The 23,365-nt window shown below is 68.7% G+C and carries 22 protein-coding genes and 1 tRNA gene; 12 read left to right on the top strand and 11 right to left on the bottom strand.

Going from position 1 to position 23,365, the window contains the following annotated elements; genetic code table 11:
* The first annotated feature begins 344 nt into the window (after positions 1-344).
* Both ABDZ89_RS08020 and ABDZ89_RS08025 read left to right on the top strand, forming a co-directional pair.
* Positions 345-944, top strand: coding sequence for an RAD55 family ATPase (locus tag ABDZ89_RS08020; protein ID WP_343778100.1), 600 nt, complete (start codon positions 345-347; stop codon positions 942-944).
* A gap of 72 nt (positions 945-1,016) precedes the next feature.
* A complete protein-coding gene (locus ABDZ89_RS08025) occupies positions 1,017-1,439 on the top strand; it encodes a CoA-binding protein (protein WP_343778102.1) in 423 nt (140 codons plus the stop codon).
* A 22-nt stretch (positions 1,440-1,461) separates the two neighbouring features.
* On the opposite strand, the gene ABDZ89_RS08030 is transcribed toward ABDZ89_RS08025, so the two are convergent.
* Positions 1,462-2,442 carry a PLP-dependent cysteine synthase family protein gene (locus tag ABDZ89_RS08030; RefSeq protein ID WP_343778104.1) on the bottom strand — a complete coding sequence of 327 codons (981 nt, stop codon included), beginning with the start codon at positions 2,440-2,442 and terminating at the stop codon, positions 1,462-1,464.
* Positions 2,443-2,675: 233 nt separating this feature from the next.
* On the opposite strand from ABDZ89_RS08030, the gene thrS reads away from it, so the two are divergent.
* Positions 2,676-4,649 carry a threonine--tRNA ligase gene (gene thrS, locus ABDZ89_RS08035; RefSeq protein ID WP_343778106.1) on the top strand — a complete coding sequence of 658 codons (1,974 nt, stop codon included), beginning with the start codon at positions 2,676-2,678 and terminating at the stop codon, positions 4,647-4,649.
* A gap of 30 nt (positions 4,650-4,679) precedes the next feature.
* Here the strand turns inward: thrS and ABDZ89_RS08040 are convergent, their stop codons facing one another.
* Positions 4,680-6,209: an ATP-binding protein gene (locus ABDZ89_RS08040; protein ID WP_343778108.1), complete on the bottom strand. Its 1,530-nt coding sequence runs from the start codon at positions 6,207-6,209 to the stop codon at positions 4,680-4,682.
* Positions 6,210-6,359: 150 nt separating this feature from the next.
* On the opposite strand from ABDZ89_RS08040, the gene ABDZ89_RS08045 reads away from it, so the two are divergent.
* From ABDZ89_RS08045 to ABDZ89_RS08055, 3 genes are all read left to right on the top strand, one after another.
* Positions 6,360-7,526, top strand: coding sequence for a pyridoxal-phosphate-dependent aminotransferase family protein (locus tag ABDZ89_RS08045; protein WP_343778110.1), 1,167 nt, complete (start codon positions 6,360-6,362; stop codon positions 7,524-7,526).
* A 91-nt stretch (positions 7,527-7,617) separates the two neighbouring features.
* Complete coding sequence (locus ABDZ89_RS08050; protein WP_343778112.1) at positions 7,618-8,727, top strand: guanosine monophosphate reductase; 1,110 nt, start codon at positions 7,618-7,620, stop codon at positions 8,725-8,727.
* 190 nt (positions 8,728-8,917) lie between these two features.
* Positions 8,918-9,637 (top strand): class I SAM-dependent methyltransferase, encoded by a 720-nt coding sequence (locus ABDZ89_RS08055; RefSeq protein ID WP_343778114.1) that lies wholly within the window; start codon positions 8,918-8,920, stop codon positions 9,635-9,637.
* Between the two features lie 28 nt (positions 9,638-9,665).
* Here the strand turns inward: ABDZ89_RS08055 and ABDZ89_RS08060 are convergent, their stop codons facing one another.
* From ABDZ89_RS08060 to ABDZ89_RS08070, 3 genes are all read right to left on the bottom strand, one after another.
* The gene (locus tag ABDZ89_RS08060) at positions 9,666-10,949 is read right to left on the bottom strand and encodes an MFS transporter (RefSeq protein WP_343778116.1); all 1,284 of its coding nucleotides are present in this window, start codon (positions 10,947-10,949) and stop codon (positions 9,666-9,668) included.
* Positions 10,950-11,058: 109 nt separating this feature from the next.
* On the bottom strand, positions 11,059-11,793 hold the full coding sequence (locus tag ABDZ89_RS08065; protein ID WP_343778117.1) for an SDR family oxidoreductase: 735 nt from the start codon (positions 11,791-11,793) through the stop codon (positions 11,059-11,061).
* Positions 11,794-11,869: 76 nt separating this feature from the next.
* Complete coding sequence (locus ABDZ89_RS08070; RefSeq protein WP_343778119.1) at positions 11,870-12,100, bottom strand: DUF7860 family protein; 231 nt, start codon at positions 12,098-12,100, stop codon at positions 11,870-11,872.
* 147 nt (positions 12,101-12,247) lie between these two features.
* Between ABDZ89_RS08070 and ABDZ89_RS08075 the strand changes: the two genes are divergently transcribed.
* The 3 genes from ABDZ89_RS08075 to ABDZ89_RS08085 all read left to right on the top strand — a co-directional run bounded on the left by ABDZ89_RS08075 (position 12,248) and on the right by ABDZ89_RS08085 (position 15,168).
* Entirely contained in the window at positions 12,248-12,688 is a 441-nt protein-coding gene (locus ABDZ89_RS08075) for a hypothetical protein (protein WP_343778121.1), read from the top strand.
* Between the two features lie 92 nt (positions 12,689-12,780).
* Complete coding sequence (locus ABDZ89_RS08080) at positions 12,781-13,836, top strand: M42 family metallopeptidase (protein WP_343778124.1); 1,056 nt, start codon at positions 12,781-12,783, stop codon at positions 13,834-13,836.
* A gap of 111 nt (positions 13,837-13,947) precedes the next feature.
* A complete protein-coding gene (locus tag ABDZ89_RS08085) occupies positions 13,948-15,168 on the top strand; it encodes an MFS transporter (protein ID WP_371153039.1) in 1,221 nt (406 codons plus the stop codon).
* Between the two features lie 281 nt (positions 15,169-15,449).
* Here the strand turns inward: ABDZ89_RS08085 and ABDZ89_RS08090 are convergent, their stop codons facing one another.
* Complete coding sequence (locus tag ABDZ89_RS08090; protein ID WP_343778126.1) at positions 15,450-15,869, bottom strand: DUF7539 family protein; 420 nt, start codon at positions 15,867-15,869, stop codon at positions 15,450-15,452.
* 234 nt (positions 15,870-16,103) lie between these two features.
* Positions 16,104-16,177 (bottom strand) — tRNA-Lys (locus ABDZ89_RS08095).
* A gap of 212 nt (positions 16,178-16,389) precedes the next feature.
* On the opposite strand from ABDZ89_RS08095, the gene ABDZ89_RS08100 reads away from it, so the two are divergent.
* Both ABDZ89_RS08100 and ABDZ89_RS08105 read left to right on the top strand, forming a co-directional pair.
* Positions 16,390-17,856 carry a DHH family phosphoesterase gene (locus tag ABDZ89_RS08100; protein WP_343778127.1) on the top strand — a complete coding sequence of 489 codons (1,467 nt, stop codon included), beginning with the start codon at positions 16,390-16,392 and terminating at the stop codon, positions 17,854-17,856.
* Between the two features lie 85 nt (positions 17,857-17,941).
* Positions 17,942-18,181, top strand: a complete 240-nt coding sequence (locus tag ABDZ89_RS08105) for a DUF8145 family protein (protein WP_343778129.1) — start codon at positions 17,942-17,944, stop codon at positions 18,179-18,181.
* 26 nt (positions 18,182-18,207) lie between these two features.
* On the opposite strand, the gene ABDZ89_RS08110 is transcribed toward ABDZ89_RS08105, so the two are convergent.
* The gene (locus ABDZ89_RS08110; protein WP_343778131.1) at positions 18,208-19,182 is read right to left on the bottom strand and encodes a nucleotidyltransferase family protein; all 975 of its coding nucleotides are present in this window, start codon (positions 19,180-19,182) and stop codon (positions 18,208-18,210) included.
* A 157-nt stretch (positions 19,183-19,339) separates the two neighbouring features.
* On the opposite strand from ABDZ89_RS08110, the gene ABDZ89_RS08115 reads away from it, so the two are divergent.
* Positions 19,340-19,630, top strand: a complete 291-nt coding sequence (locus ABDZ89_RS08115) for a transcriptional regulator (RefSeq protein ID WP_343778132.1) — start codon at positions 19,340-19,342, stop codon at positions 19,628-19,630.
* A 25-nt stretch (positions 19,631-19,655) separates the two neighbouring features.
* Here the strand turns inward: ABDZ89_RS08115 and ABDZ89_RS08120 are convergent, their stop codons facing one another.
* The 3 genes from ABDZ89_RS08120 to hpt form a co-directional block, all read right to left on the bottom strand.
* On the bottom strand, positions 19,656-20,333 hold the full coding sequence (locus tag ABDZ89_RS08120) for a type 1 glutamine amidotransferase domain-containing protein (protein ID WP_343778134.1): 678 nt from the start codon (positions 20,331-20,333) through the stop codon (positions 19,656-19,658).
* A 126-nt stretch (positions 20,334-20,459) separates the two neighbouring features.
* Positions 20,460-22,364 carry an ABC transporter ATP-binding protein gene (locus ABDZ89_RS08125; protein WP_343778135.1) on the bottom strand — a complete coding sequence of 635 codons (1,905 nt, stop codon included), beginning with the start codon at positions 22,362-22,364 and terminating at the stop codon, positions 20,460-20,462.
* A 123-nt stretch (positions 22,365-22,487) separates the two neighbouring features.
* Complete coding sequence (gene hpt, locus ABDZ89_RS08130; RefSeq protein ID WP_343778137.1) at positions 22,488-23,057, bottom strand: hypoxanthine/guanine phosphoribosyltransferase; 570 nt, start codon at positions 23,055-23,057, stop codon at positions 22,488-22,490.
* Positions 23,058-23,365: the final 308 nt, after the last annotated feature.

The raw sequence follows: 23,365 nt of genomic DNA on the forward strand, positions 1-23,365 counted from the left end.
TAAGCGCCCGTACTCTCACTGTTCGCCGTGAGCGTGTTAAGTCCCGCGATCCGAAATCGACGTCGCGCGGTCGCCCGATCCGCGTCGCCTCGACGGGTCCTCGGTCGATTCGCGAACGTGACACGTCAGCCGTCTCGGGAGCGATCGGCACCGATCGAGAGAGCGGACACCGCGACCTGTGGGAACTTCACACGGACTGAGAGGGGGACCGCGGGCTGACAGGGGCCGATCAAAAAGAATATTATTCGGAGCGGGCATGTTTCGGTAGTAGATGTGTCCTGGTCGTACGGCCTCGCCGCCGAACGAGTGGCCCGCGCCGACGTCGTCGCCCTCGAGGTGCGTCCATGTATGAGTTGACGCCGCACTTCGACGCCGAGGTCGATCCCGGGACCAACATCCTGTTGACCGGCCCGCCGCTCAGCGGAAAGCGGTCGATAATGATGGACATCCTCGCCGCCGGGACCGAACGCGACGAGGGCGCCATCGTCGTCACCACCAAGGACGGCGCCGACCGAGTCCTTCGCGACTACGAGAAGCGAGTCGCCTACGAGGGCAAGCCCGTCGCGGTCGTGGACTGCGTCACCCGCCAGCAGGGCGGCGACACGCGCGAGTCCGACCGGATCAAGTACGCCTCCTCGCCGGTCGATATGACCGGTATCGGGATCAAGCTCTCGGAGTTCCTCCAGGCGTTCGGCGACCGCGGCATCGAACGGAACCGCGTGATGGTCCACTCGCTGTCGACGCTGCTGATGTACTCCGACCTCCAGACCGTGTTCCGCTTCCTCCACGTGTTCACCGGCCGGGTCCAGAGCGTCAACGGGCTCGGCCTGTTCAGCATCGACTCGACGGCCCACGAAGACCAGGCGATGAACACGATCAAACAGCTGTTCGACGGGATCATCACCGTCCCCGAGGACGGCGAACCCGAGATCCGGCTCGCCTGACGAGTCCCCCGGCCGCCGGCCGGCGCACGACCGGGGGATCGACTTAATCGGATCGCGACCGAACGGACGGGCATGCCTATCACTGACGACGCCGGACTCGACCGTCTGCTCGACGCGGAGACGATCGCCGTCGTCGGCTGCTCGACGACGCCCGGAAAGGCCGCTCACGACGTGCCAGCGTACCTCCAGCGACGGGGATACCGGGTTATCCCGGTGAACCCGTACGCCGACGAGGTGCTGGGCGAGCCCGCGTACGACGCCGTCGGCGACGTCGAAGAGGCGATCGACCTGGTCGACGTGTTCCGGCCGAGCGACGAGGTGCCGGACATCGTCGAGGCCGTCCGCGAGCGCCACGCGGCGCGCGGCGACGCCGGAGCGGTGTGGCTCCAGCTCGGGATCAGCCACGACGAGGCGGCCGCGAGCGCCGAGGCCGACGGGATCGACGTGGTCCAAGACCGGTGTCTCAAGGTCGAGCACGGACGGCTGCGCGGGTAGCTGGGAGGGAAACCGGTCTGAGCTACCCTTCCCACTCCTCGAAGCTGCGGTAGACGCCCTTCGAGAGGTAGCGCTCGGAGGAGTCACAGAACACGGTGACGACGGCGTCGTGCGGGGCGTCGATCTCGCCGTCGCGGATGTGGCGGGCGACGCGCTTGGCGGCGAGCGAGTTCGCGGCCGCCGACGAGGCGACCAGCTGCCCCTCCTCGGCCGCGAGCCGCCCCATCTCCTCGTGGACCTCGCGGTCGGGTATCGCCTGGACCTCGTCGACGAGCGCGGGGTCGAACAGCTCGTTCGTGTCGATGTCGTGAGTGCCGATCCCCTCGGTCTTGTACTCCTCGTGTTCGACCTCCTCGCCGAAGAACTCCCGGTACGCGGAGCCGGCGGGTTCGACCGCGGTGACGTGCGTCTCCGCGTCTCGCTCGCGGAAGTAGCGGGCCATGCCCATCAGCGTCCCGGCGGTGCCGCAGCCGGCGACGACCGCGCCGACCGCGCCGTCGAGCGCCTCGTCGATCTCGGGGGCGGTCGTCTCGTAGTGCGCCTCGGCGTTGAGGGGGTTCGAGAACTGCTGGGGGACGACGGCGTCGTCGAGCTCGTCGGCGATCTCGTGGGCGCGCTCGATGGCGAGCTCCATCCCGTCCTTGCTCGGGGTGTTCACGACCTCGGCGCCGAGCGCGCGCATGAGCTGCTGTTTCTCCACCGAGAAGCGCTCGGGAACGACGAAGATAGCGTCCAGTCCGAGCTGTCCCGCCGCGACCGCGATCCCGATGCCGGTGTTGCCCGCGGTCGGCTCGATCACGGTGCCGCCCTCGCTCACGTCGCCGCGCTCCAGCATCCGTTCGAGCATGTACTTCCCGATGCGGTCCTTGATGCTCGCGCCGGGGTTGAACGACTCCAGCTTGGCGTACACCGGCACGCCGTCCGGGGAATCGTGGACGCGGACGAGCGGCGTCTCCCCGACCGTCTCCAACACCGACGAGAGGGGCTCCGCGTGAGTGGTCATAGCCCGGCAAAGGTTGCCGCCTGATTTGTGTGTTGTCATCGCTCCGTCCGGCTCCGGAACTCCCCGGCAGCGGCGTGGCTTGCCGGGATCGGGTCGCCCTGACCGCCGTGGCCCGCTCTCGATGACCGCCACAGCCTGCTCGGCGACCGTCACGGCATGCTTCCAGCGACCGCCGCGACAGGGCCCCGAAGCCGGTCGGGCGTGTGATCCGACGCCGCGGATCGAACACACTTATGACCGTCGTCCGGCTGCGACACTGTATGAGCGAGACCGATGCGGAGGCCGAGGTGACGGTCGTCCTGCCGGACGGATCAGAGCTGAGCGTTCCGGCAGGGTCGACAGTCGAAGACGTCGCCTTCGAGATCGGCCCCGGGCTCGGTCGCGACACCGTCGCGGGGAAGATCGACGGCGAACTCGTCGAGAAACACGCCGCGGTCCACGACGGCGCGCGGATCGAGATCGTCACCGATCAGTCGGACGAGTACCTCACGGTGTTGCGCCACTCCGCGGCGCACGTGTTCGCGCAGGCCCTTCAGCGGCTCCACCCCGAGGCGACGCTGACGATCGGTCCGCCGACCGACGACGGCTTCTACTACGACGTGACCGACGTCGACGTCGACGAGGACGATCTGGCCGCCATCGAAGAGGAGATGGACGCGATCATCGCGGCCGACTACGACATCGAGCGCGAGGTCCGGTCGCGCGAGGAGGCGAAAGAGATCTACGCCGACAACGAGTACAAACGGCAGATCTTAGACGAGGAGGCCGACGACGAGGAAGTCACCTTCTACGTTCAAGACGGCTGGCGCGACCTCTGTCAGGGACCGCACGTCGAGTCGACCGGCGAGGTCGGCGCCGCGACGCTGCTCGAGGTGTCGGCCGCCTACTGGCGCGGCGACGAGGACAACGACACGCTCACGCGCGTCTACGGCACGGCGTTCGCCTCGGAGTCCGACCTCGAAGAACACCTCGAACTCCGCGAGGAGGCCTTAGAGCGCGACCACCGGAAGATCGGTCAGGAGATGAACCTCTTCTCGATCCCGACGGTGACCGGGCCGGGCCTCCCGCTGTACCACCCGCCGGGCAAGACCGTGCTCCGCGAGCTGTCGGACTTCGCGAACGAGCTCAACCGCGACCACGGCTACGAGGAGGTGGAGACGCCCCACGTGTTCCGGACGGAGCTGTGGAAGCAGTCCGGCCACTACGAGAACTACAAAGACGACATGTTCCTCCTCGACGTCAACGACGAGGAGTACGGCCTGAAGCCGATGAACTGCCCGGGCCACGCGACTATCTTCGACCAGCAGTCGTGGTCGTACCGCGACCTCCCGCAGCGCTACTTCGAGAACGGGAAGGTGTACCGCAAGGAGCAGCGCGGCGAGCTCTCCGGGCTCTCGCGCGTCTGGTCGTTCACCATCGACGACGGCCACCTGTTCGCTCGCCCCGACCAGATCCGGCAGGAGATCGAGTCGGTGATCGAGATGATCTTCGAGGTCGTCGAGACGCTCGACCTGGAGGTCGAGGTCGCGCTGGCGACCCGCCCCGACAAGTCCGTCGGCAGCGACGAGATCTGGGAGTCCGCCGAGGAACAGCTCCGCGACGTCCTCGACTCCGGCGGCTACGACTACGACGTCGAGCCCGGCGACGGCGCCTTCTACGGCCCGAAGATCGACTTCGGCTTCGAGGACGCCCTCGGTCGCGTCTGGGACGGCCCGACGGTCCAACTCGACTTCAACATGCCCGAGCGGTTCGATCTCACCTACACGGGCGAGGACAACGAGGACCACCAGCCCGTGATGATCCACCGCGCGCTGTACGGCAGCTACGAGCGCTTCTTCATGGTGCTCATCGAGCACTTCGACGGGAACTTCCCGCTGTGGCTCGCGCCGGAGCAGGTCCGGATCCTGCCGGTCTCCGACGAGACGCTCGGCTACGCCCACCGCGTGAAGAACGCCTTAGAAGAGGAGGGGTTCCGCGTCGAGGTCGAGGACCGCGACTGGACGGTCGGCCGGAAGATCCGCGCCGGCCACGACGACCGGCTCCCCTACATGGTGATCGTCGGCGACGACGAGCAGGAGGCCGGCACCGTCTCCGTGCGCGACCGCTTCGAGAACCAGCGCGGCGACGTCGACCTCGACGACTTCGTCGGCCACCTCGTCGCGGAGCGCGACGAGAAGCGGACGGAGCCGGACTTCGTCGACGAGTAGCCGGTCCGAACGGTCCCCTGTTGGCCGCGTTCAGTCGTCGACGAACTCCACGCCCTCGATCTCGAAGCGGGCCCCGCCCTCCGTCCCCTCGCACACCGCCACCGTCCACTCATGAGCAGATGCTATCTCGTCGACGATGCGCAGGCCGAACCCGGTCCCCTTGTCGCTGGTCGTGAAGCCCGACTCGAACACCTGATCGCGCTCCGAGGCAGGGATTCCGGGTCCGTCGTCCTCCAGGAAGAACCCGTTCCCGTCGGCGAGGGCCCCGACGCGAACCGTCACGTCGGCTCCCCCGTGGTCGACCGCGTTTCGGAACAGATTTTCGAGGAGTTGGCGGAGCCGCGACCTGTCGGCGCGGATCACGGCGCGGTCGACGGTGACGGTGAGGTCGGCGTCCCTCGTCTCGGCGGTCCCCCACGCCTCGCGGCTCAGGTCGGCGAGAGTGACCGCGGTCAGGTCCTCGACCTGCGCGCCGTCCCGGGCCAGCGTCAACAGGTCGTCGATGAGCGTCGCCATCCGCGACAGCGAGTCCTCGGCGGCTTCGAGGTGGTCGTCGTCGTCGCCGTCGACCGCGACGAGGTCGACGTGGCCCATCGCGGTGTTCAGCGGGTTCCGGAGGTCGTGGCTGACGACGCTCGCGAACTCGTCCAGCCGGTCGCGCTCGCGTTGGACCTGCGATTCCGCCCGCTCGCGCTCCAGTTCGTAGCTGACCCAGCGGGTGAGCAGTCGAACGAAGGTCTGCTGGAGTTCGGTGAACGGCTTCGATCTGGCCGCGGTGTCGGCGAAACAGAGCGTTCCGTACAGCTCGCCGTCGACCTCGACTCGGCCGCCGACGTACGTTCCGAGGTTGAACCGGTGGAACGCGGGGTCGTCGCCCCATCCCTCCTCGGCCGCGTCGACGACCGTCAGGAGGTCGTCGACTTGGACGGTTCGCTTACAGTACGCCTCGTCCAGCGGGCAGCTCTCGCCGGCCTGGAGCGCCTCGTGTGTCGCGTGTGACGCCTCGATGTGCTGTGTCCCCTCGTCGATGCGAGTGAGGAACCCGTTGGGCACGTCGAGGTACTCACAGCCCAGTTCGAACAGCGAGCCGAGCTTCTCGTCGAACGGCCGGTTCCGGTCGGAGGAGACGACGTACAGCCGTTGGACCGCATGGAGGGCCCGCTCGCGCTGCCGTTCCAACTCGCGCTGTTCGGTGATGTCGCGGAGGTGGACCGAGAGGCCCGACTCGGAGGGCGAGACGCGCACGTCGAACCACGTGTCGAGCGGTTCGTAGTACGAGTCGAACGACACCGCTTCCTGCGTCTCCATCGCCTCGTGGTACCGGTCGTAGAACTCCGTTTCGACGGCGTCCGGGATCGACTCCCAGAGGTGCGCTCCCTCAACGGAGTCACGGGACTCAATGACGTCGTCGGCCATCGCGTCCCGGAGGATCGCCGCGCCCGTCTCGTTCGTGTAGGTGATCCGCCAGCCGGCGTCGACCGCGAAGAACCCGTCCGCCATCCGATCGAGAACCGCCCGGAGGTCGGCGTCGGGCGCCGAAGCTTCGGGCGCGTCGTTCATACCTACAGGCCGTGTCCCTGCCACTTCACTCCCGGGGATCACCGGTGATAGACCCCCGATCGGGCGAGCGGCCGCAGGGTCGTCTCCGCGCGTCGGCGCGCTCGGTTCGGCTTCCACCGCGTTTTTATTGTCGCCGCGGGAGCGTCAGGTATGAGCGACCGATCGGTGATGGCCACCGCAGACGAGAGAGCACCGGATGTCGGAGAGCTGACGCCGCCGGACCGCACGCTGATGGGGCCCGGTCCGAGCGACGTACACCCGCGCGTCCTGAAGGGGATGAGCACGCCGCTGGTCGGCCACCTCGACCCCTCGTTCGTCGAGATCATGGACGAGGTACAGGAGCTGCTGCGGTACACGTTCCGGACGGACAACCGGTGGACGATTCCGGTCTCCGGGACCGGCTCGGCGTCGATGGAGGCCGCGGTCGGGAACCTCGTCGAGCCGGGCGACACGATGTTGGTGCCGACGAACGGCTACTTCGGCGGCCGGATGAAGTCGATGGCCGAGCGCGCCGGCGGCGAGGTCGTCGAGGTGTCGGCGCCGTGGGGCGAACCCCTCGACCCCGTCGACGTGGAGCGCGCGTTCGACGAACACCAGCCGGACGTGTTCGGGTTCGTCCACGCCGAGACTTCGACGGGCGTCCTCCAGCCGAACGTCTCGGAGCTGACCGACATCGCGCACGCCCACGACGCCCTCGTGATCGCCGACTGCGTCACCTCGCTCGGCGGCGTCGAGATGCGGGTCGACGAGTGGGGCGTCGACGTGGCCTACTCCGGCCCGCAGAAGTGTCTCTCGTGTCCGCCCGGCGCGAGCCCGCTCACCCTCAACGACCGCGCGATGGACAAGGTGCTCGACCGCGAGGAGCGGCCGCGGTCGTGGTACCTCGACCTCTCGCTGTTGGAGGGGTACTGGGGCGACGACCGCTCGTATCACCACACCGCGCCGATCACGAACGTCTACGCGCTACGCGAGGCGCTCCGCTTGGTCGCCGAGGAGGGGATCGAGAGCCGGTGGGAGCGCCACCGCGAGGTCGCCGGCGACCTGAAGGCGGGGCTCCAGGAGCTGGGGCTGGAGATGAACGCCCCCGACGAGTACTGGCTCCCGAGCCTGAACGCGGTGCGGGTGCCCGAGGGGGTCGACGACGGGGCCGTCATCGACCACCTCCTCGCCGAGTACGACCTGGAGATCGCCTCCGGGCTCGGCGACCTGGAGGGCGACGTCTGGCGGATCGGCTGTATGGGGTACTCCGCCCGGCCGAAGAACGTCGAGTACGTCCTCGCGGCGCTGGCGGACGCGCTGGCGGAACAGGGGTTCTGAGCGGCCGCGAGCGCCGCCGGAAACGGCGCAGCCGACCGTCGACCGTCCGGCGCGGGGTTTTTCACCGTGCGTCTCTCTCCTCGGTAAGGGTATGAACGATCTACGAACCGGACTGAGTTACGGGGACGTGCTGTTGGTCCCCCAGCGGTCGCCGGTCGACAGCCGGAGCGACGTCGACCTCTCGACGCCGCTCACGCCGAACGTCGAACTGGAGACGCCGCTCGTCTCGGCCGCGATGGACACCGTCACGGAGGCGGCGTTGGCGATCGGCCTCTCCCGGGCCGGCGGGATCGGCGTCCTCCACCGGTTCCTCACCGTCGACGAGCAGGCGGCGCAGGTCGAGCGCGTGGTCGCGGCCGGCGAGCGGGTCGCCGCCGCGGTCGGCATCAACGAGGACTACATCGCTCGGAGCGCGGCGCTGGTCGAGGCCGACGTGGACGCGCTCGTGGTCGACGTCGCGCACGGGCACTTGGACCGGGCCGTCGCGGCGGTCGAGGAGATCGCCGGGGCGTTCCCGGAGACGGACCTGATCGCCGGCAACGTCGCCACGCCCGCCGGCGTCGAGGACCTCGCGGCCGCGGGCGCCGACTGCGTGAAGGTCGGCATCGGCCCGGGGTCGCACTGTACCACCCGGAAGGTCGCCGGGGCGGGCGTCCCGCAGCTGACCGCGGTCGACGACTGCGCGGCCGCGGCCGAGGACCTGGACGCCACGATCTGTGCCGACGGCGGGATCCGCACCTCCGGGGACGCGGTGAAGGCGCTGATGGCGGGCGCCGACAGCGTGATGCTCGGGAGCCTCTTCGCCGGGACTGAGGAGGCGCCGGGCGCCGTCGTCGAGGTCGACGGGACGCGATACAAGCGGTCGCGCGGGATGGCGACGACCGCGGCCGCCGAGGCCCGCGGCGACAAGGGCGCGGACGTGGGCGCAGACGAGGGCGTCGAGGCGCTGACGCCGTACAAGGGTCCGGTCGCGACGGTCGCCGAGGAGTTCTGTCAGGGGATCCGCTCCGGGCTCTCCTACTGTGGCGGGCACACGATCGAGGGCGCCCGCGAGAAGGCGGAGTTCATCCGCGTCGCCCCCGGGGCGAAGGAGCGCGAGGGGTTCCACACCGACGACGACTGGGAGGGGATCAGCGTGGACAGCGAGACGAAGCGCGTCGCCAACTCGTCAGCAGGACCGGCGGCCGAGGGCGACGACTGAACGGCCGATTCGGGACCGATTTCGACGGGTGAACGACAGGCTCGGCGGCGTGTTCGACGGAACACGTCCCGGCCGGATGCGGCGTCCCGCCCGAATGCGGCGTCCCGCCCGGATGCGGCGTCCGATCCGGTGTGTCACTGCGAGGCGAACTCACGGACAGCTTTTGTCGTCCGGCGGACGGGGTCGGCACATGGCCGACGCCTTCGGACGCGCGATCCGCGACCACCACCGCGGCGAGCGAACGGAGCCGCTCGCTCAGGGAGACGGCGAGGAGACGCGAGCGCACCCGATCGAGTCGTTCTACTTCGACGAGTTCGATCCGGAGAGCGACGCCGGATCGTGGCTCGCGTCGCGGCTCCGAGGGCCGCTCGTCGACCTCGGCGCCGGCGCGGGGCGCCACGCGCTCCGGTTTCAAGAGCGGTTCGAGACGGTCGCCGTCGAGACGAGTTCCGCCCTCGTCGAGACGATGCGCGACCGCGGGGTCGAAGACGCAGTGGAGGGAGACATGTTCGCGCTCCGGGACGCGTTCGGGCGCGACCGGTTCGAGTCGGTGCTCGCGATCGGGACGCAGGTCGGCCTGACGGGGTCGATGCGAGGGCTCTCGGCGTTCCTCGGCGACCTCGCGTTCGTGACGACCCCCGACGCGACCGCCGTGATCGACTGTTACGACCCGGACCATCCCGGGGCCGCCGACCTCCTCGGGTACCGCGACGACCCGACGCCGGGGCTCGCGGGCCGCGTCGTGTGGTTCGCCTACGAGGGCGAGCGGGACCCGACGCTCCGGTTTCGACTATTCTCTCCCGATCGACTCCGGGAGGCGACGATCGGAACCGGATGGTCGGTCGAAGCGGTCGACCGCGAGGGAACCGGGGACGGGCCGCACTACCGCGCGGCCCTCGAAAAGCGGTGAGGTCGCCTCGCCTCCGGACTTAGCCGCGCTACCACGCCGTCAGCGCCGCCCGACCGTGGTCGTTCGCGAGGATCGCGAGGAAGGAGGCGACGCCCGTGATCGCGAACGCGCCGCCGACGTAGAAGACGGAGGCCATGCTCACTTCCACCATCAGCCAGCCGGCGATCAGGGGGCCGGCGACGGAGCCCGGCCGCCAGACCAGTTCGCGGATCCCGAAGCTGGACGCGACGCCGCCGTCGTCGGTGCCCTCGTCAGCGAACAGCGCCATGCTGGCCGGCTCGCGGAAGGAGTCGGCGACGCCGAGTAGCCCGGAGAAGGCGACGAGGGGCAGGTACGCGGCGGGGAGGTCACCGAGCAGCGGCAGGGTCACGTCGGCGCCGAGCGCGGTCCCGATCGCCGCGGAGAACGGGATCGCCATCGCGATCGCGCCGTAGGCGCCGCCCCCCGCGAAGACGAACAGCGACCGGCCGTAGGCGTCCGAGAGCCGGCCGGTGAACAGCTGTCCGACCATGTTCGTCGCCTTCTCGGCGGTGACGGTGACGCCGATGGCGATCCCGGTGACGCCGAGGCCGCCGGTGGCCATCGTCGTGCTGGCGTAGATCGGGACCCACGTCCGCACCATCGTCACGGCGAAGGCGTACTGGGCGCGGAAGCTGGTCATCGTGAGGATCCGTCGGTTCACGGCGAGATCGGAGAACGGGAACCCCTCGATCCGGGTGTCGTCGTCGTCGAGGAAGAGCCACGTGACGACCCACGCGGCGACCATCAGCAGCGCGATGACGGTGAAGATAGGGTCGAAGCCGACCGCGTCGTATATCGCCCCGGCCGACAGCGACCCGAGGATCGAGGCCGCGAAGGAGGCGGCGTTCGCCTTGCCGATCTTGTCGGCGCGCGTCCCGACGTCGGCTATCTGTCCGACCAGCGACAGCGTCATCAGCCCCGCGCCGGTGACCACGAGCCCTTGGAGGGCGCGGACGAGGATGAACGAGGCGGAGGAATCGACGAGCGGGAACAGCGCGTAGACGCCGGCACCGACCGCGAGCACGCCCAACAGGACGGTCCGCTTGTCGAACCGGTCGCCGGCCCACGCCAGCGGGACCACGGCGACGGTCTGGGCGAGCGTGAACCCCGTGGTGTACATCCCGATGATGAACCCGGCCGAGACGGTGACGCCGAGCACCGTCGTCGCCTGCGGGTCGAGCGTGTTGATGTACGTCCCCAACAGGGTGATCAGGGTGATGAACCCGAACCCCTCGGCGAAGCGCGTGAGGTAGAGCGCCCAGAACTGCGTGCGGCGGTCGGCGTTGCTCACACGGAGACGCGGTCGGTCGGTTCAAAAGCAGTTACGATTCGACGGACGGGCGCGGCGTCGCCGGAACCTACCGCGGCTGTTCGACTCCGCCCTATCGTGGGAGGCGACCTCAGAACGACTCGGCGTACTTGTCGCGCCGGAAGAGGTCGATCTCCTGTGCCGACGACCCGGGTCGTTCCGCCGCGAAGGCGATCGCTTCCGCGACCTCCTCCGGCTCGGTGACCGTCCCCGGCTCGAACCGCTCCTCGAAGGGCTCGCCCTCCTCGCTGCCGAACTCGGTGCGGACCTCCGAGGGGTTGATCACGCTCACGGCGACGCCGTCGTCGCCGACCTGCGCCGCGACGCTGTGCGCGAACCCGCGCACCCACCACTTCGTCGCGGCGTAGACGGGGTTGAACGAGCGCGGGAACCGCCCGGCGAAGCTCCCGACGACGACGAGGGTCCCCTCGCTCTCCCTGAGGCGCGGGAGCGCCGCGCGGGTGAGGAAGAACGTTCCGTCGACGTTCGTCCCCTGCATCGCGGCGTACTCCTCGTCCGTCATCGCCTCGACGTCGCCGCCGCGCCCGATCCCGGCGTTGGCGACGACAACGTCCAGCCCGCCGAGCCGGTCGACGGCGGCCTCCACCGCCGCCTCCGAGGTCGCCCGGTCGCGGACGTCGCCGTCGGCGACGACCGCTTCGACGCCGTGTTCGCGTTCCACGTCGCTCGCGATCGATTCGAGCGCCTCGCGCCGTCTGGCGACGAGGACGAGGTCCGCGCCGCGCGCCGCGAGGGCGTGGACCGTCGCCTCGCCGATTCCGGAGCTCGCACCGGTCACCAACGCAGTCGCGTTTTCGAGTGGCATCCCGGACCGACTGTCGACGACCGCGAGGATAAACGTTGGCTCGCCCGGACCGAGGCCCCGCTCGGAGCGGACTGAGTCACTCGGTGAGCGGGAGGACGACCCCGAACACGAACGGCGCGAGCAGCATCACCAACACGCCGAGCAGCTCGGCGTCGACGAGCAGCGTCTGTTCCCACGCCGGGACCGCGGCGCCCGTGGTCCGCAGGTACAGGTCACCGATCAGCCCGAACGCGAACAACACGGCGCCGACCGCGAAGGCGCGTTTCGTCGCCCGCGAGTAGTCGATGTCGCCGTACCGTCCTGTCATACTCGACGCTTTGCCTCTCGCATGTACAAGTATTCGTCGGACGTTCGGTGGGAGTTCGACCGGGCGGTACCGGCCCGCCGTCCCGACGGTGTGGCGCGTGACACCCTCTCAACCGACCTTTTTATCGACCGGTCCGAATCGAGGGCCATGCCCTCCCGACGGCGGTTTCTGACGACGGTCGGTGCCAGTGCCCTCGGCGTGACCGGCGGCTGTCTCGACGCTCCGATGTCCGGCAAGGACGGCGTTCCCGGCCCGGAGTATCCGGCCGGGACGCTCTGGGTTTACAACACGGCAAGGTCTGACCTCTCTGTAACGGTCGAAACCGTCGACCGCTCGCCCGCGGCGAGCTTCGAGCGCGTGGTGGAGTCGGGACAGACCGCGATCCGACGGGAGTTCGCGCCGGCCCCGGCCGGAACGACCGTGACGCTGCGGGCGTCCGTCGAGTCGTTCGCCGATGGGTGGCTGTCGTTCTCGTTCACCCCGGGTGGCGGCGGTCCCGAGAGCGACGCGCCGCCGCAGTACGCGCGGCTACACATTCCCGGTGCCGACGGCGAAGTGGGCTGGCAGGCGCGGGAAGCGGTCGAGTGACTCTCGGGCGGGGAGTTAGAGCGGCCGACCGCACTCGCACCCGTTCTGCCGGAACCCCCGCGCTTTCAGGCGCGACCCGCCAGCGTCCGAACGTGACCGCGAACGCGACGTTCGACTTCGACCTGCTGGCACGCCTGGCGGACGCACCCGGTCCGGTCGGCCACGAGGACCGCGTGCGCGACGTGATTCGCGACGAACTCCCGCCCGTCGACGCCGTGCGGACCGACGCGATGGGGAACCTCGTCGCGACCGTCGAGGGCTCCGCGAACCCGGACTACGAGGTGCTCGTCGCCGCGCACATGGACGAGATCGGGCTCGTCGTGAGCGACGTCGACGACGACGGCTTCTGCTCCGTGGAGCCCCTCGGCGGCTGGAACCCGGACGCGCTCCGCGGACACCCGGTCACCGTCCACACCGACGACGGCGACTACGACGGGGTGGTCGAGATCACCGCCGCGCACACGGCCGCCGAGGAGGCCCCCGAGGAGTGGACCCTCGACGACGCGCACGTGTTCACCGGCCTCGACCCGACGCACGCGGCCGAGGCGTTCGGCGTCGGTGACGTGGTGACGCTCGACAGCGACCTCCGCGAGCTCAGCGAGTGCGTCGCCGGCTCCTCGCTAGACGACCGCGCGGGGGTCTACGTGCTGCTGGAGGCCGCCCGCCTCGCGGATCCCGCGGTGACCGTCCACTACGCCGCGACGGTCCAAGAGGAGGTCGGACTGCGGGGCGCGACCGCCCTCGGCGCGGACGTCGACCCGGACCTCGTCGTCGCGCTCGACGGGACGCTCGAACAGTCCTACCCCGGCGTCGACCCGTCTGACGCGATCTCGAAACTCGGCGACGGCGTCGGTATCAAACGGAAGGACGCGAGCGTCATCCCGACCCCCGGTGTCGCGGAACGGTTCGAGTGCCTCGCCGAAACTCACGGCGTCCCCTTCCAGCGCGAGGTGTCTTGGAACATCGGGACCGACACCGGCGGTCTCCAGCACGCCGGCGGCGCGCGACCGGTCGGCGCGCTCTCGATCCCCGTCCGCTACCACCACTCCGCGGTCGAAACGGCCGATTCGCGCGATATCGAAGCCGCCGTCGACCTCCTCGCGGCCTTCCTCGACGCCGAGGAGGGGGCGGACTACGCGCCGGATTGAGGGGAGGGCACTCGGACTGTCGTTCGTCCAGTTCCACACTCTACCATGGATCACAGGGGTCGTCGCTCGAATGCGGAACGGTATTGACGCAATCGTTTGAATGCCACCACAATGACGGGGAGCTATGGGCTGTCACGGCGGCCGTCCGTCCCCGCCAGCATCCTCAAATACTATCTCTACAAGGGAACGAAAGCGGTCGAGTTCTATCGGCCGATAATGTATCTCTTCTTTCTCGCTCAGGACCTCTCATTCACGCAGATCGTCGTTCTCGAATCGATATACAATCTCACGACGGTTCTCGGCGAGATTCCGACGGGATACGTGGGGGACCGGCTCGGGCGCAGAAACAGTCTCCTCATCGGGACCGCGCTCATCGCGGTAACGCTGCTCGGGATCGGACTCGCCGGGTCCTTTCTCGCCTTCGCCGGACTGTACGTCTGCTGGTCGATGGGCTACAACTTCCGATCCGGGAGCGAGGACGCGTGGTTGTACGACACGCTCACCGACGACCTCTCTGCGGATCAGTTCGCGCACGTTCGCGGACGCGGCGACGCCGTCGCGCTCGCAATTGGGGCGGGTGCCGCCGTCACGGGCGGGTACCTCGGGAGCCTCGACCTCTCGCTCCCGTGGTTCGTCGCGGCCGGCGTGACCGCGCTCGGTGTTCCGGTCTTGCTCACCGTCGAGGATCCAGAGACGTACGAGGGAAGCGACACCACGCTCGGCTTCCGGCAGTCACTCGGAATCATCCGTGACGTCCTCTCTCGGTCCCATATCCGGGCACTCGTTCTCTACTACTACGTGCTGTACGCGGCCGTCACGTACCTCGTGTTCGTCTTTCTTCAGCCGGTGTTCGAGACGGTAGTCACTGACATCGGCGTTCCTCCGACGGCGATCGAGTCCCTTCTGGGCGTGTTCTACGCCGCGTACAGTCTCGTCGGCGCGGCACTGAGCTACTACACTGGTGTTATCAAAGAACGCGTCGGGATGCGAGTATGGTTCCTCCTCCTCCCGTTTCTCGTCGGGGGAGCACTGGTCGGGATGTATTTCGTCCCGCTGCTCGCGTTGCCGACGTTCCTCCTCGCCCGGGGACTTGCCGACGTGACACAGACCTTCGCGGGTCAGTACGTAAACGACCGCATCGAGACGGTCGGGCGGGCGACGGTCCTGAGCGCGATGGCGATGGTTAGTGGTCTGACCGTCATCCCATTCCAGCTCGGGAGTGGGGTCATCTCGGATCTCGTCTCTCCGCTCTTCGCGCTAGCTGTTGCGGGCATAGTCCTGATCGGTGGGTCGGGAGCGATTCTGCTCTGGGAACACCCGATTTCGGAGTGATACCCGTGGCCGGCCGTAGGTGCTCTGTCCGTGCGTTCGGGCGGCTCGCTTCGTGAGTGCCACACAGGCCCCGTACCTCGCTGGCCCCCGCCGACGGCGCCCCGGTCGCTCGGCGCGTCCCTCCTGTGGGGGAGCGACGTCGTACGGTCGAGTACGAGCACATCCCCTCCTCCCGACCGGTCAGGGAACCGGGCGGCGTTAGCGAGATTCTTTCGCGACTTCGGTGACGGGTGCCGGACGGAGCGCAACCGGGTCGAACCCGGTCTCAGTGGCGACGTCTACTACCGACGGACGAACTCGTTGAGTTCGGCTTCGATGAGCGTTGCGACGCGCTCGCTGTACGTCCAGAGGGCTGCGTTGAGCCGCTCTTCGGTCGCGTCGTCGAGATCGTCGATCCCGCGGAAGACCGAGTCGCTGGTGATCTGTGGGTGGTACACGCAGACCACGCCGAGCGACGCGTCGGAATTCGAGGCCCCCGCCGCGTGGACGCCGTACTGATCGGTTCCCCAGACGCCATCGCCACCCTCTCGCTCCAGTTCGGAATCGAGTGCGTCAAGCAGTTGTACTTCTTCGGCGGAAAGGATCGGATCGTCGCCTTCGAACAGTTCGACGTACGCTTCCCTCCGGGCGCTTTTCGTCCACTGGTCTAACTGGGAACGCGCCTCGAGCACGAGCTGTCGTTCGTCTGAAACTTCCACCATGGCTCTCGTACGGTGGCTAGGTGAATCAACGTTCGGACACCACCTCCGAGAGATCCCCGAATCGAGCGAAAATGTGTCCGTGAGGCCTCTAAAGTTTATTAAGGGAGCGGGCCGGGCGCGATTTTGAACGACGAGAAGACGGTCGCTCGCTTCGCTCGCGCTGCGACTTCTCTCCTTCAAATCGCTTCCGTCCGGGTCCCTCGCCGCATCGCTGTCGCTCTGCGGTTCAGTGTACGGGCCGGGCGCGATTTGAACACGCGACCGACGGATTAAGAGTCCGTCGCTCTCCCTAACTGAGCTACCGGCCCTCACAAGTCCGTATCGGGGTGACGGTAAAAGGCCTTTTCATTCGCCCCCGTCGCCGCGCCGCTCGTCGGCGGCGAATCGCCCGAAAGCGGAGGGCCACGAGTCACGTCGACCGGGACGTACCGGGACGACTCGGACGGCCGCGACGGCGGCCGCGACGCCCCGCGACCGGGAGAGCGCACTCGTTAAGTGTCGTGCCGCGGAAATCCCTCTAATGAGTAGTGGGGCATCCGGATCCGCGCGGACCCGATACGCCATCCTCGGCTGTGGAAGCGTCGGTCACGCCGTCGCGGAGGAACTGACCGGACGCGGCAAGGACGTCCTCATCCTCGACCGCGACGAGAGCCGAGTCGAGGCGCTCCGCGACCAGGACCTCAACGCGCGCGTCCAGGACATCGCCGATCCCGATCTCGTCGACGAACTCGCCGACCGCGACATCGTCTTGATCCTCGCAAGCGACGTGGAGGCGAACAAGGCGGCCGTCTCCGCGGTCAGGGAGACGGGCGGCGACCACTACGTCGTCGTCCGGGCCTCCGACCCCGTCAGCGAAGACGAACTGCGCGATCGGGGCGCCGACGTGGTGATCAACCCCTCGACCGTGATCGCCGACAGCGCGCTCCAGTCGCTGGAGACGGGCGAACTGGAGTACATGGCCCGCCAGCTCGCGGAGATCATCGAGGAGGGCGGCGGCCGGATGGCCATCCTCACGCACGACAACCCGGAGCCCGACTCGATCGCGTCCGCGACCGCGCTTCAGGCCATCGCGGAGGCGTTCGGCGTCGACGCCGACATCGTCTACTCCGGCGACGTCGGCCACCAGGAGAACCGGGCGTTCGTCAACCTGCTCGGGATCGACCTCCTCGAACGGAGCGAGGCGCCGCCCCTGAGCGAGTACGAGACGATCGCGGCCGTCGACCTCGCGAAGGCGGCCGCCGAGGACCTCGCGCTCGACGTTCCGATCGACATTTACCTCGACCACTTGGAGGCCGAGGTGCCGTTCGACGCCCGGTTCGTCGACGTGCGGACGAACGTCTCCTCGACGTCGACGATCCTCACGAAGTACCTCCAGGAGTTCGACCAGTCGCCCTCGGAGGCGGTCGCGACCGCGCTCCTCTACGGGATCCGCGCCGAGACGCTCGACTTCAAGCGGGACACGACGCCCGCTGACTTGACCGCGGCGGCGTACCTCCACCCGTTCGCGAACCACGACACGCTCGAACAGGTGGAGTCGCCGTCGATGAGCCCGGAGACGCTCGACGTGCTCGCGGAGGCGATCCAGAACCGCGAGGTCCAGGGGAGCCACCTCTTCTCGACGGCCGGGTTCATCCGCGACCGCGAGGCGCTCGCGCAGGCCGCACAACACCTCCTCAACCTGGAGGGAATCACGACGACGGCGGTGTTGGGCATCGCCGACGAGAAGATCTACCTCGCGGCCCGCTCGAAGGACATCCGGCTGAACATCGGCAACGTCCTCGACGAGGCGTTCTCCGAGATGGGCGACGCGGCCGGCCACTCGACGCAGGGGTCGCTCGAAATTCCGCTCGGCATCTTCACCGGCATCGAGGCGAGCGGCGAGAACCGCGACACGCTCCTCCACCTCACCGAGGAGGCGGTCCGGCGGAAGCTCTTCGACGCGCTCGGCGTCGAGGGCGGCAGCGGTGACGGTTCGAACGGGTCTTGAACTCTCCCGCGCCCGACCCTCCGATCGCCGCGTCTCGGCGGGGTCGTTTTCCGGCTCGGGGCCGTACACTCGGACGCCACGCCGCATGTACGTTCCCGAGGACGCGCCGCCGGACTGCCCCGCCTGCGGCGCCCCGTACGACTCGGTCTCCCGGCACACCGACGGGTTCGTGGCGAACCTGATCGACAACGAGCGCTACCAGCGGGTGTGTTTCTACCCCGCGAGCGACGGCGGCGAACCCGCGTTCGACTGTTATCACCACACGCACGCGCAGGCCGGAACCGGCGGGCGGACCGACGCCGAGGGAACGGGAAGCAGCGACTGAGAGCGGCCGCGCTCTGTGGGTCGCAGTCAGAACTCGTCGCCGTCGGTGATCGAGGTGTACGATCCGATCAGCGCGCCCGAGAGGTCGACGCCCTCCAGGGTGGCGCCCGTGTCGATCACGGAGTTCCGGATCTCGGAGTCGGTGATAGTCGCGTCCTCGAAGACCACGGTTCGGTCGAGCGTCGAGTCCGTCACCGTCGCGCCGCTCATCACGTGGACCACGTCGCCGAAGTCGCTGCCCTCGACGGCCGCGTCGTCGGCGACGAGCGTGCCGCCGTCGAGCGCGTACTCGACCGCGTCGAGGTAGCTCTCCGCGGTACCGATGTCGAACCACGCGCCGTCGAAGGTGTACGCGTGGACGGACCCGCGCTGCTGGAGCCACTGGAGGAACCAGCCCGGCTCGTCCGGGTTGTTGTCGTCTTCGAGGTACGTCGTGAGCTTCGGAAGCGTCTCGGCCGGGAAGGCGTAACAGGCGATGGAGACGAGCGTGGACTGCGGGTCCTCGGGTTTCTCCTGGAAGTCGATCACCTCGTCGCCCTCCAACTGGACGAGCCCGTACGACTTCGCGCGCTCGCGGTCGCCAACGTCGTAGGCGGCCAGCGTCGGCGTCCCCTTGTCTTGGAAGAAGTCGGCGAAGTCGGCCAGATCGAAGCTGATCATGTTGTCGCCGGCGACGACGATCAGGTCGTCCTCGACGCCCTCGCGCTCGACGAGCTGTTCGAGCGCCCCCACGACGCCGAACTTCTCGTCTTCCTCGACGGTCTCCTCGACGGAGAGCGTCGGCTTCTCGAAGGGACTGTCGGCGAGGTACTCCGCGAACGTGTCGGCGAAGCGCTCGTTCGTCGAGACGAACACCTCGTCGACGCGGTCGTCCGCCTCCAAGTCCTCGAATATCTCGTCGATGACGGTGTTCTCGCCGACCGGGAGGAACATCTTCGGCCGGTGTTCGGTGATCGGCCAGAGTCTGGTCGCGTAGCCACCCGCGAGTACGACGGCTTTCATACCGACCCTCTCTCACCCCGGTGACATACCTTTTGTGCCCGGCAGCGGTGAGCGCGCGACCCCCGGACCGAACGACAGCCGAGACCGGAGGTCGACGCGACGCGGACCCGCGGCGGAACCCCGGACGGTTTTACTCGCCGCACCGCGAACCGGTGGTATGGAGACGACTCGCCAGCGCATCGCCGACGCCCTCCGCGAAGGGCCGCGGACCGCGAGCGACCTCGCGGCGACGCTGTCGCTGCCGACGCCGACAGTCTACGAACACCTCGAACACGTCTCGCAGTCGATCACCGAGGCCGACGGGGGCGGCGGCGAGGAGTTCCTCGTCGCGCCGCCGACCTGCCCGGAGTGCGGGTTCGACAGGTTCGACGACCCGGTCAACGAGCCGTCGCGGTGTCCGAAGTGTAAGTGTGAGCGGATCGAGGAACCCGCGTTCGTGATCCGGTGAGAAGGCCCGAAAGCCGGTCGGGCGCCTACAGCTCGTCCAGCAGCGTCGCCGCCGCGTCGGCCGAGGAGCCCGGGCCGCGCGCGGTGATCAGGTCGCCGTCGACCGTGACGCTCGTGTCGGCGTCGAGTTCGGCGTCCCAGTCGGCGCCCGCGAGGACGACCTCGTCTTCGACCCAGTACGGGAGCTTCCGACCGTCCGGCATCACGTCGTGGTCGTCGACGATGTCTTCCTCCCACGCGTTCGGGAACCCGGTCACCGATCGGCCTTCGACGAGCGGCGTCCCGTCCGCCTCGCGAGTGAACCCGAGGATGCCGACCGCGTGACAGACGACGAGGGCGACGCTCTCCTCGCCCGCCACCGCGTCGAGCAGCAGCTGGCGGGCGTGGCGGTCCTGGTTCACGTCCCAGACGGTGCCGTGGCCGCCGGGGAAGACGACCGCGTCGTAGCCGTCGGCCTCGACCGTCGCGATCGGTTCCGGGTCGTTGAGTTCGGGGTGCGTCTCGTCGACCTCGCGGAGCTCCGCGACTCGCTCCTCGCCGCCCGCGGCCTCCGGGTCGAGCGACCGCTCGTCGACGACCGGCGGCGACCCGGACGGCGTCGCGACCGTCACGTCGACGCCCTCGCTTTCGAGCGTCGTCAGCGGCTCGATACACTCCTCGGCCCAGTACCCTTCCTCGCTCACGACGAATAACGCGCTAGTCATGTGTACGCTCCCGTTCACGCCCCCGACACAAAAGGCGCCCGCGCCCGGCAGCGACGCGGGGTGGGCGCGGGGTTTATAAACTGCGGTGACTCGGACGGCCCTCGGGTTCGAACCGAGGCCGACCGCCTACCCGTCCTCGTCGTCCCGGGCGATCACCGACTGACGCTCCAAGGCCCGTTCGAGGAAGGCCGCGGGCAGCGAGCCGATGTCGCCGACCTGAACGCGCCACAGGTTCGCGTAGAGCCCGTCTTCGGCGAGCAGGCCCCGATGCGTGCCGTCCTCCACGACTCGGCCGTCGTCCAGCACGAGGACGCGGTCGGCGTTGCGGATCGTCGACAGCCGGTGAGCGATCACGAAGGTGGTACGGTCGGCGGCGAACGCCTGGAGGCTCGCCTGTATCAGCGCCTCCGTCTCCGTGTCGACGGCGCTCGTGGCCTCGTCGAGGATCAGGATCTCGGGGTCTTTGAGCATCGTGCGAGCGATCGCGAGCCGCTGGCGCTGACCGCCGGAGAGCTTCACGCCGCGCTCGCCAACCAGCGTGTCGTAGCCGTCGGGGAGGTTCCGGATGAACTCGCCGGCCTGGGCGCGCTCGGCGGCCGCCCGGACCTCAGCGTCGGTGGCGTCGAAGGTGCCGTAGCGGATGTTCTCCGCGACCGTCCCGTAGAACAGGAACGGGTCCTGACTGACGTACCCGATCGCGGTCCGGAGGCTCCGCAGGGTCACGTCGCGGACGTCTCGCCCGTCAACGCGGACCGCGCCCTCGTCGGCGTCGTACAGCCGCGGGAGCAGCTTCAACAGCGTAGACTTGCCCGCGCCGGTCGGCCCGACGACGCCCACGGTCGCGCCCCCATCGACCGCGACGTCGACGTCGCGGATCACGGCGTCGTCGCCGTAGGCGAACGTGACGCTCTCGAAGTCGACGGTCCCGTCGGTGACAGTCAGCGCCGTCGCATCGGGGCTGTCGGCGACGGCCGGTTCCCGCGAGAGGAGCTCGTCGACGCGGAGGCCCGCGGTCTTCGCGCGCTCGTAGTCGTCGACGACGTCGCCGAGCCTGATGATCGGCCAGATGAACTGCTGCGCGTAGATGACGAACGTGACGAACGCCCCGGGCGTGAGCGACCCGGCCAGCCCCAGCGGGGTCGCGCCGAGCACCCACAGCCCGCCGAGCAGGAACGTCGCCGCGAAGCCGAGCCCCGAGATGAGGTTCAGCCCCGGGAAGTACGTGATCCGGACCCGGATCGCGGCCAGGCTGGCACGGAGGTAGCTGTCGGAGGCCGCCCGTACGCGATCCGTCTCGAAGCGCTCGGCGCCCTGCGTCTTGATCACCTCGATGCCGGAGACGCTGTTCTCCAGCCGGGCGTTCAGGTCGCCGATCTCCTCGCGGACGGCGAGGTAGCGCGGCTCGACGACCCGAGTGAACAACAGCGTAAACAGCGCTAGCGCGGGGATCGGCAGCAGCGCGACCGCGGTCAGCGTCGGGTTGAGCCCGACGAGGATGAGGCCGATACCCCCGACGGTCGCGAGGATCCACACCGTCGCGCTCAGGCCGTCCTCTAAGAACGTCTGGAGAGCGTTGACGTCGTTGTTCAGCACGGACATCAGGTCGCCCGTGCGCCGTCGGGTGAAGTAAGCCAGTTCCTGGTCTTGAAGCGCGGCGTAGGCGTCGACGCGAAGCGACCGCTGGACCCGCTGCGCGAACACGCTCCACCCCCAGTCCTCGATCCACGAGAGGACCGCGCCGCCGACCGTCGCTGCGAGCAGCACCGTGATAGAGAAGTAGAGCTGCCCGGTCGGCGTGGACGGAATCAGCTCGGCGGGAACGAGCGGGAGCGCGTACGCCCGCTCACCGAGGAACACCGCGTCGACCGCGAGGCCGATCACCAGCGCCGGTAACAGGCCCAGCGCCCGCCCGATCAGCGTCGCGACCGTTCCCAAGACGGCGTAGCGGCGGCTCCCGTCGGCGTAGTCGGTGTACAGCCGCCAGACGACGTTGCCCGTACGGAGGGCGCCGTCCGGCCCCCGGTCGCTCATGCCACAGGTCTGGGCGCCACGGGTATCAGGGTGTGGACCGGGACGGGTCGTAACTCGCGTTCGGGGAGGATCTGAGACCCGCGGACCGGGTGAACCGAGACACCCGAGCGGGCCGCTCGGTCCCTATTCGTCGCCCTGCGCGTCGACGATCACGACCTCGCCGTCCTCGACGGTGACGTTGATCAGCGTCTTCACGTTGTAGTCGGTCTCGTCGAGCTCGTTGGGGCCGGCCTTCTTGATCACGGCGACGACGTCGACGACGTCCGCGCCGACCTCGTCGGTGAGCGCGTCGAGGATGGCCTTCATCGTGCCGCCCGTCGAGAGCACGTCGTCGAGGACGAGGACGCGGTCGCCCTCCTCGACGTCGTTGATGTACATCTCCGACTCGGAGTAGCCGGTCTCCTGGAACAGCGGGACCTCGCCGTCGAGGCCGTACTGGCGCTTGCGGATGACGACGAGCGGGATGTCGGTCATCAGGGAGAGCGCGGTGGAGATGTGGATCCCCATCGCGGCGGGCGTGACGATCTTGTCGACGTTCTCCAGCTCCGCCTTCCGGATGATCCGGATGACTATCTCCCGGAGCAGCTCCGGTTCGAGCATGGGAACGCCGTCGCTGATCGGGTGGACGAAGTACTGGTACTCGCCTTTCTCGATGATCGGCGCGTCGAGGAGCGACTGCCGCAACTGGTCCATGTCGCGGGTACTCGGGCGGATTAATAAAGCGTGGCGATCCCCGGGTTCCGTGAACCGCACTGACACGGTCGAGTTCGCTCGCCGCCCGAAGCGGCGTGACGGGAGCTACCGGCCGGCCACGTGTCGCTCCGGGGCGTCCGCCGCGGGACCGAGCATCTCGGGGAGCCCCCGCTCCGTCGGCCACGGCGCCGCCGACTCCATACACCGCGACGCGACGCCCTCGTCGCGGACGGCGTCGGTCGGGAGGCCCGCCGCGACGACGTTCTCCGCGACGGCGTCTACAGCACCCTCGCGACGCCGCGGAACGC

It is taken from the genome of Halorubrum ejinorense (genome assembly GCF_039522565.1).
In the GTDB taxonomy this organism is placed as follows: domain Archaea; phylum Halobacteriota; class Halobacteria; order Halobacteriales; family Haloferacaceae; genus Halorubrum; species Halorubrum ejinorense.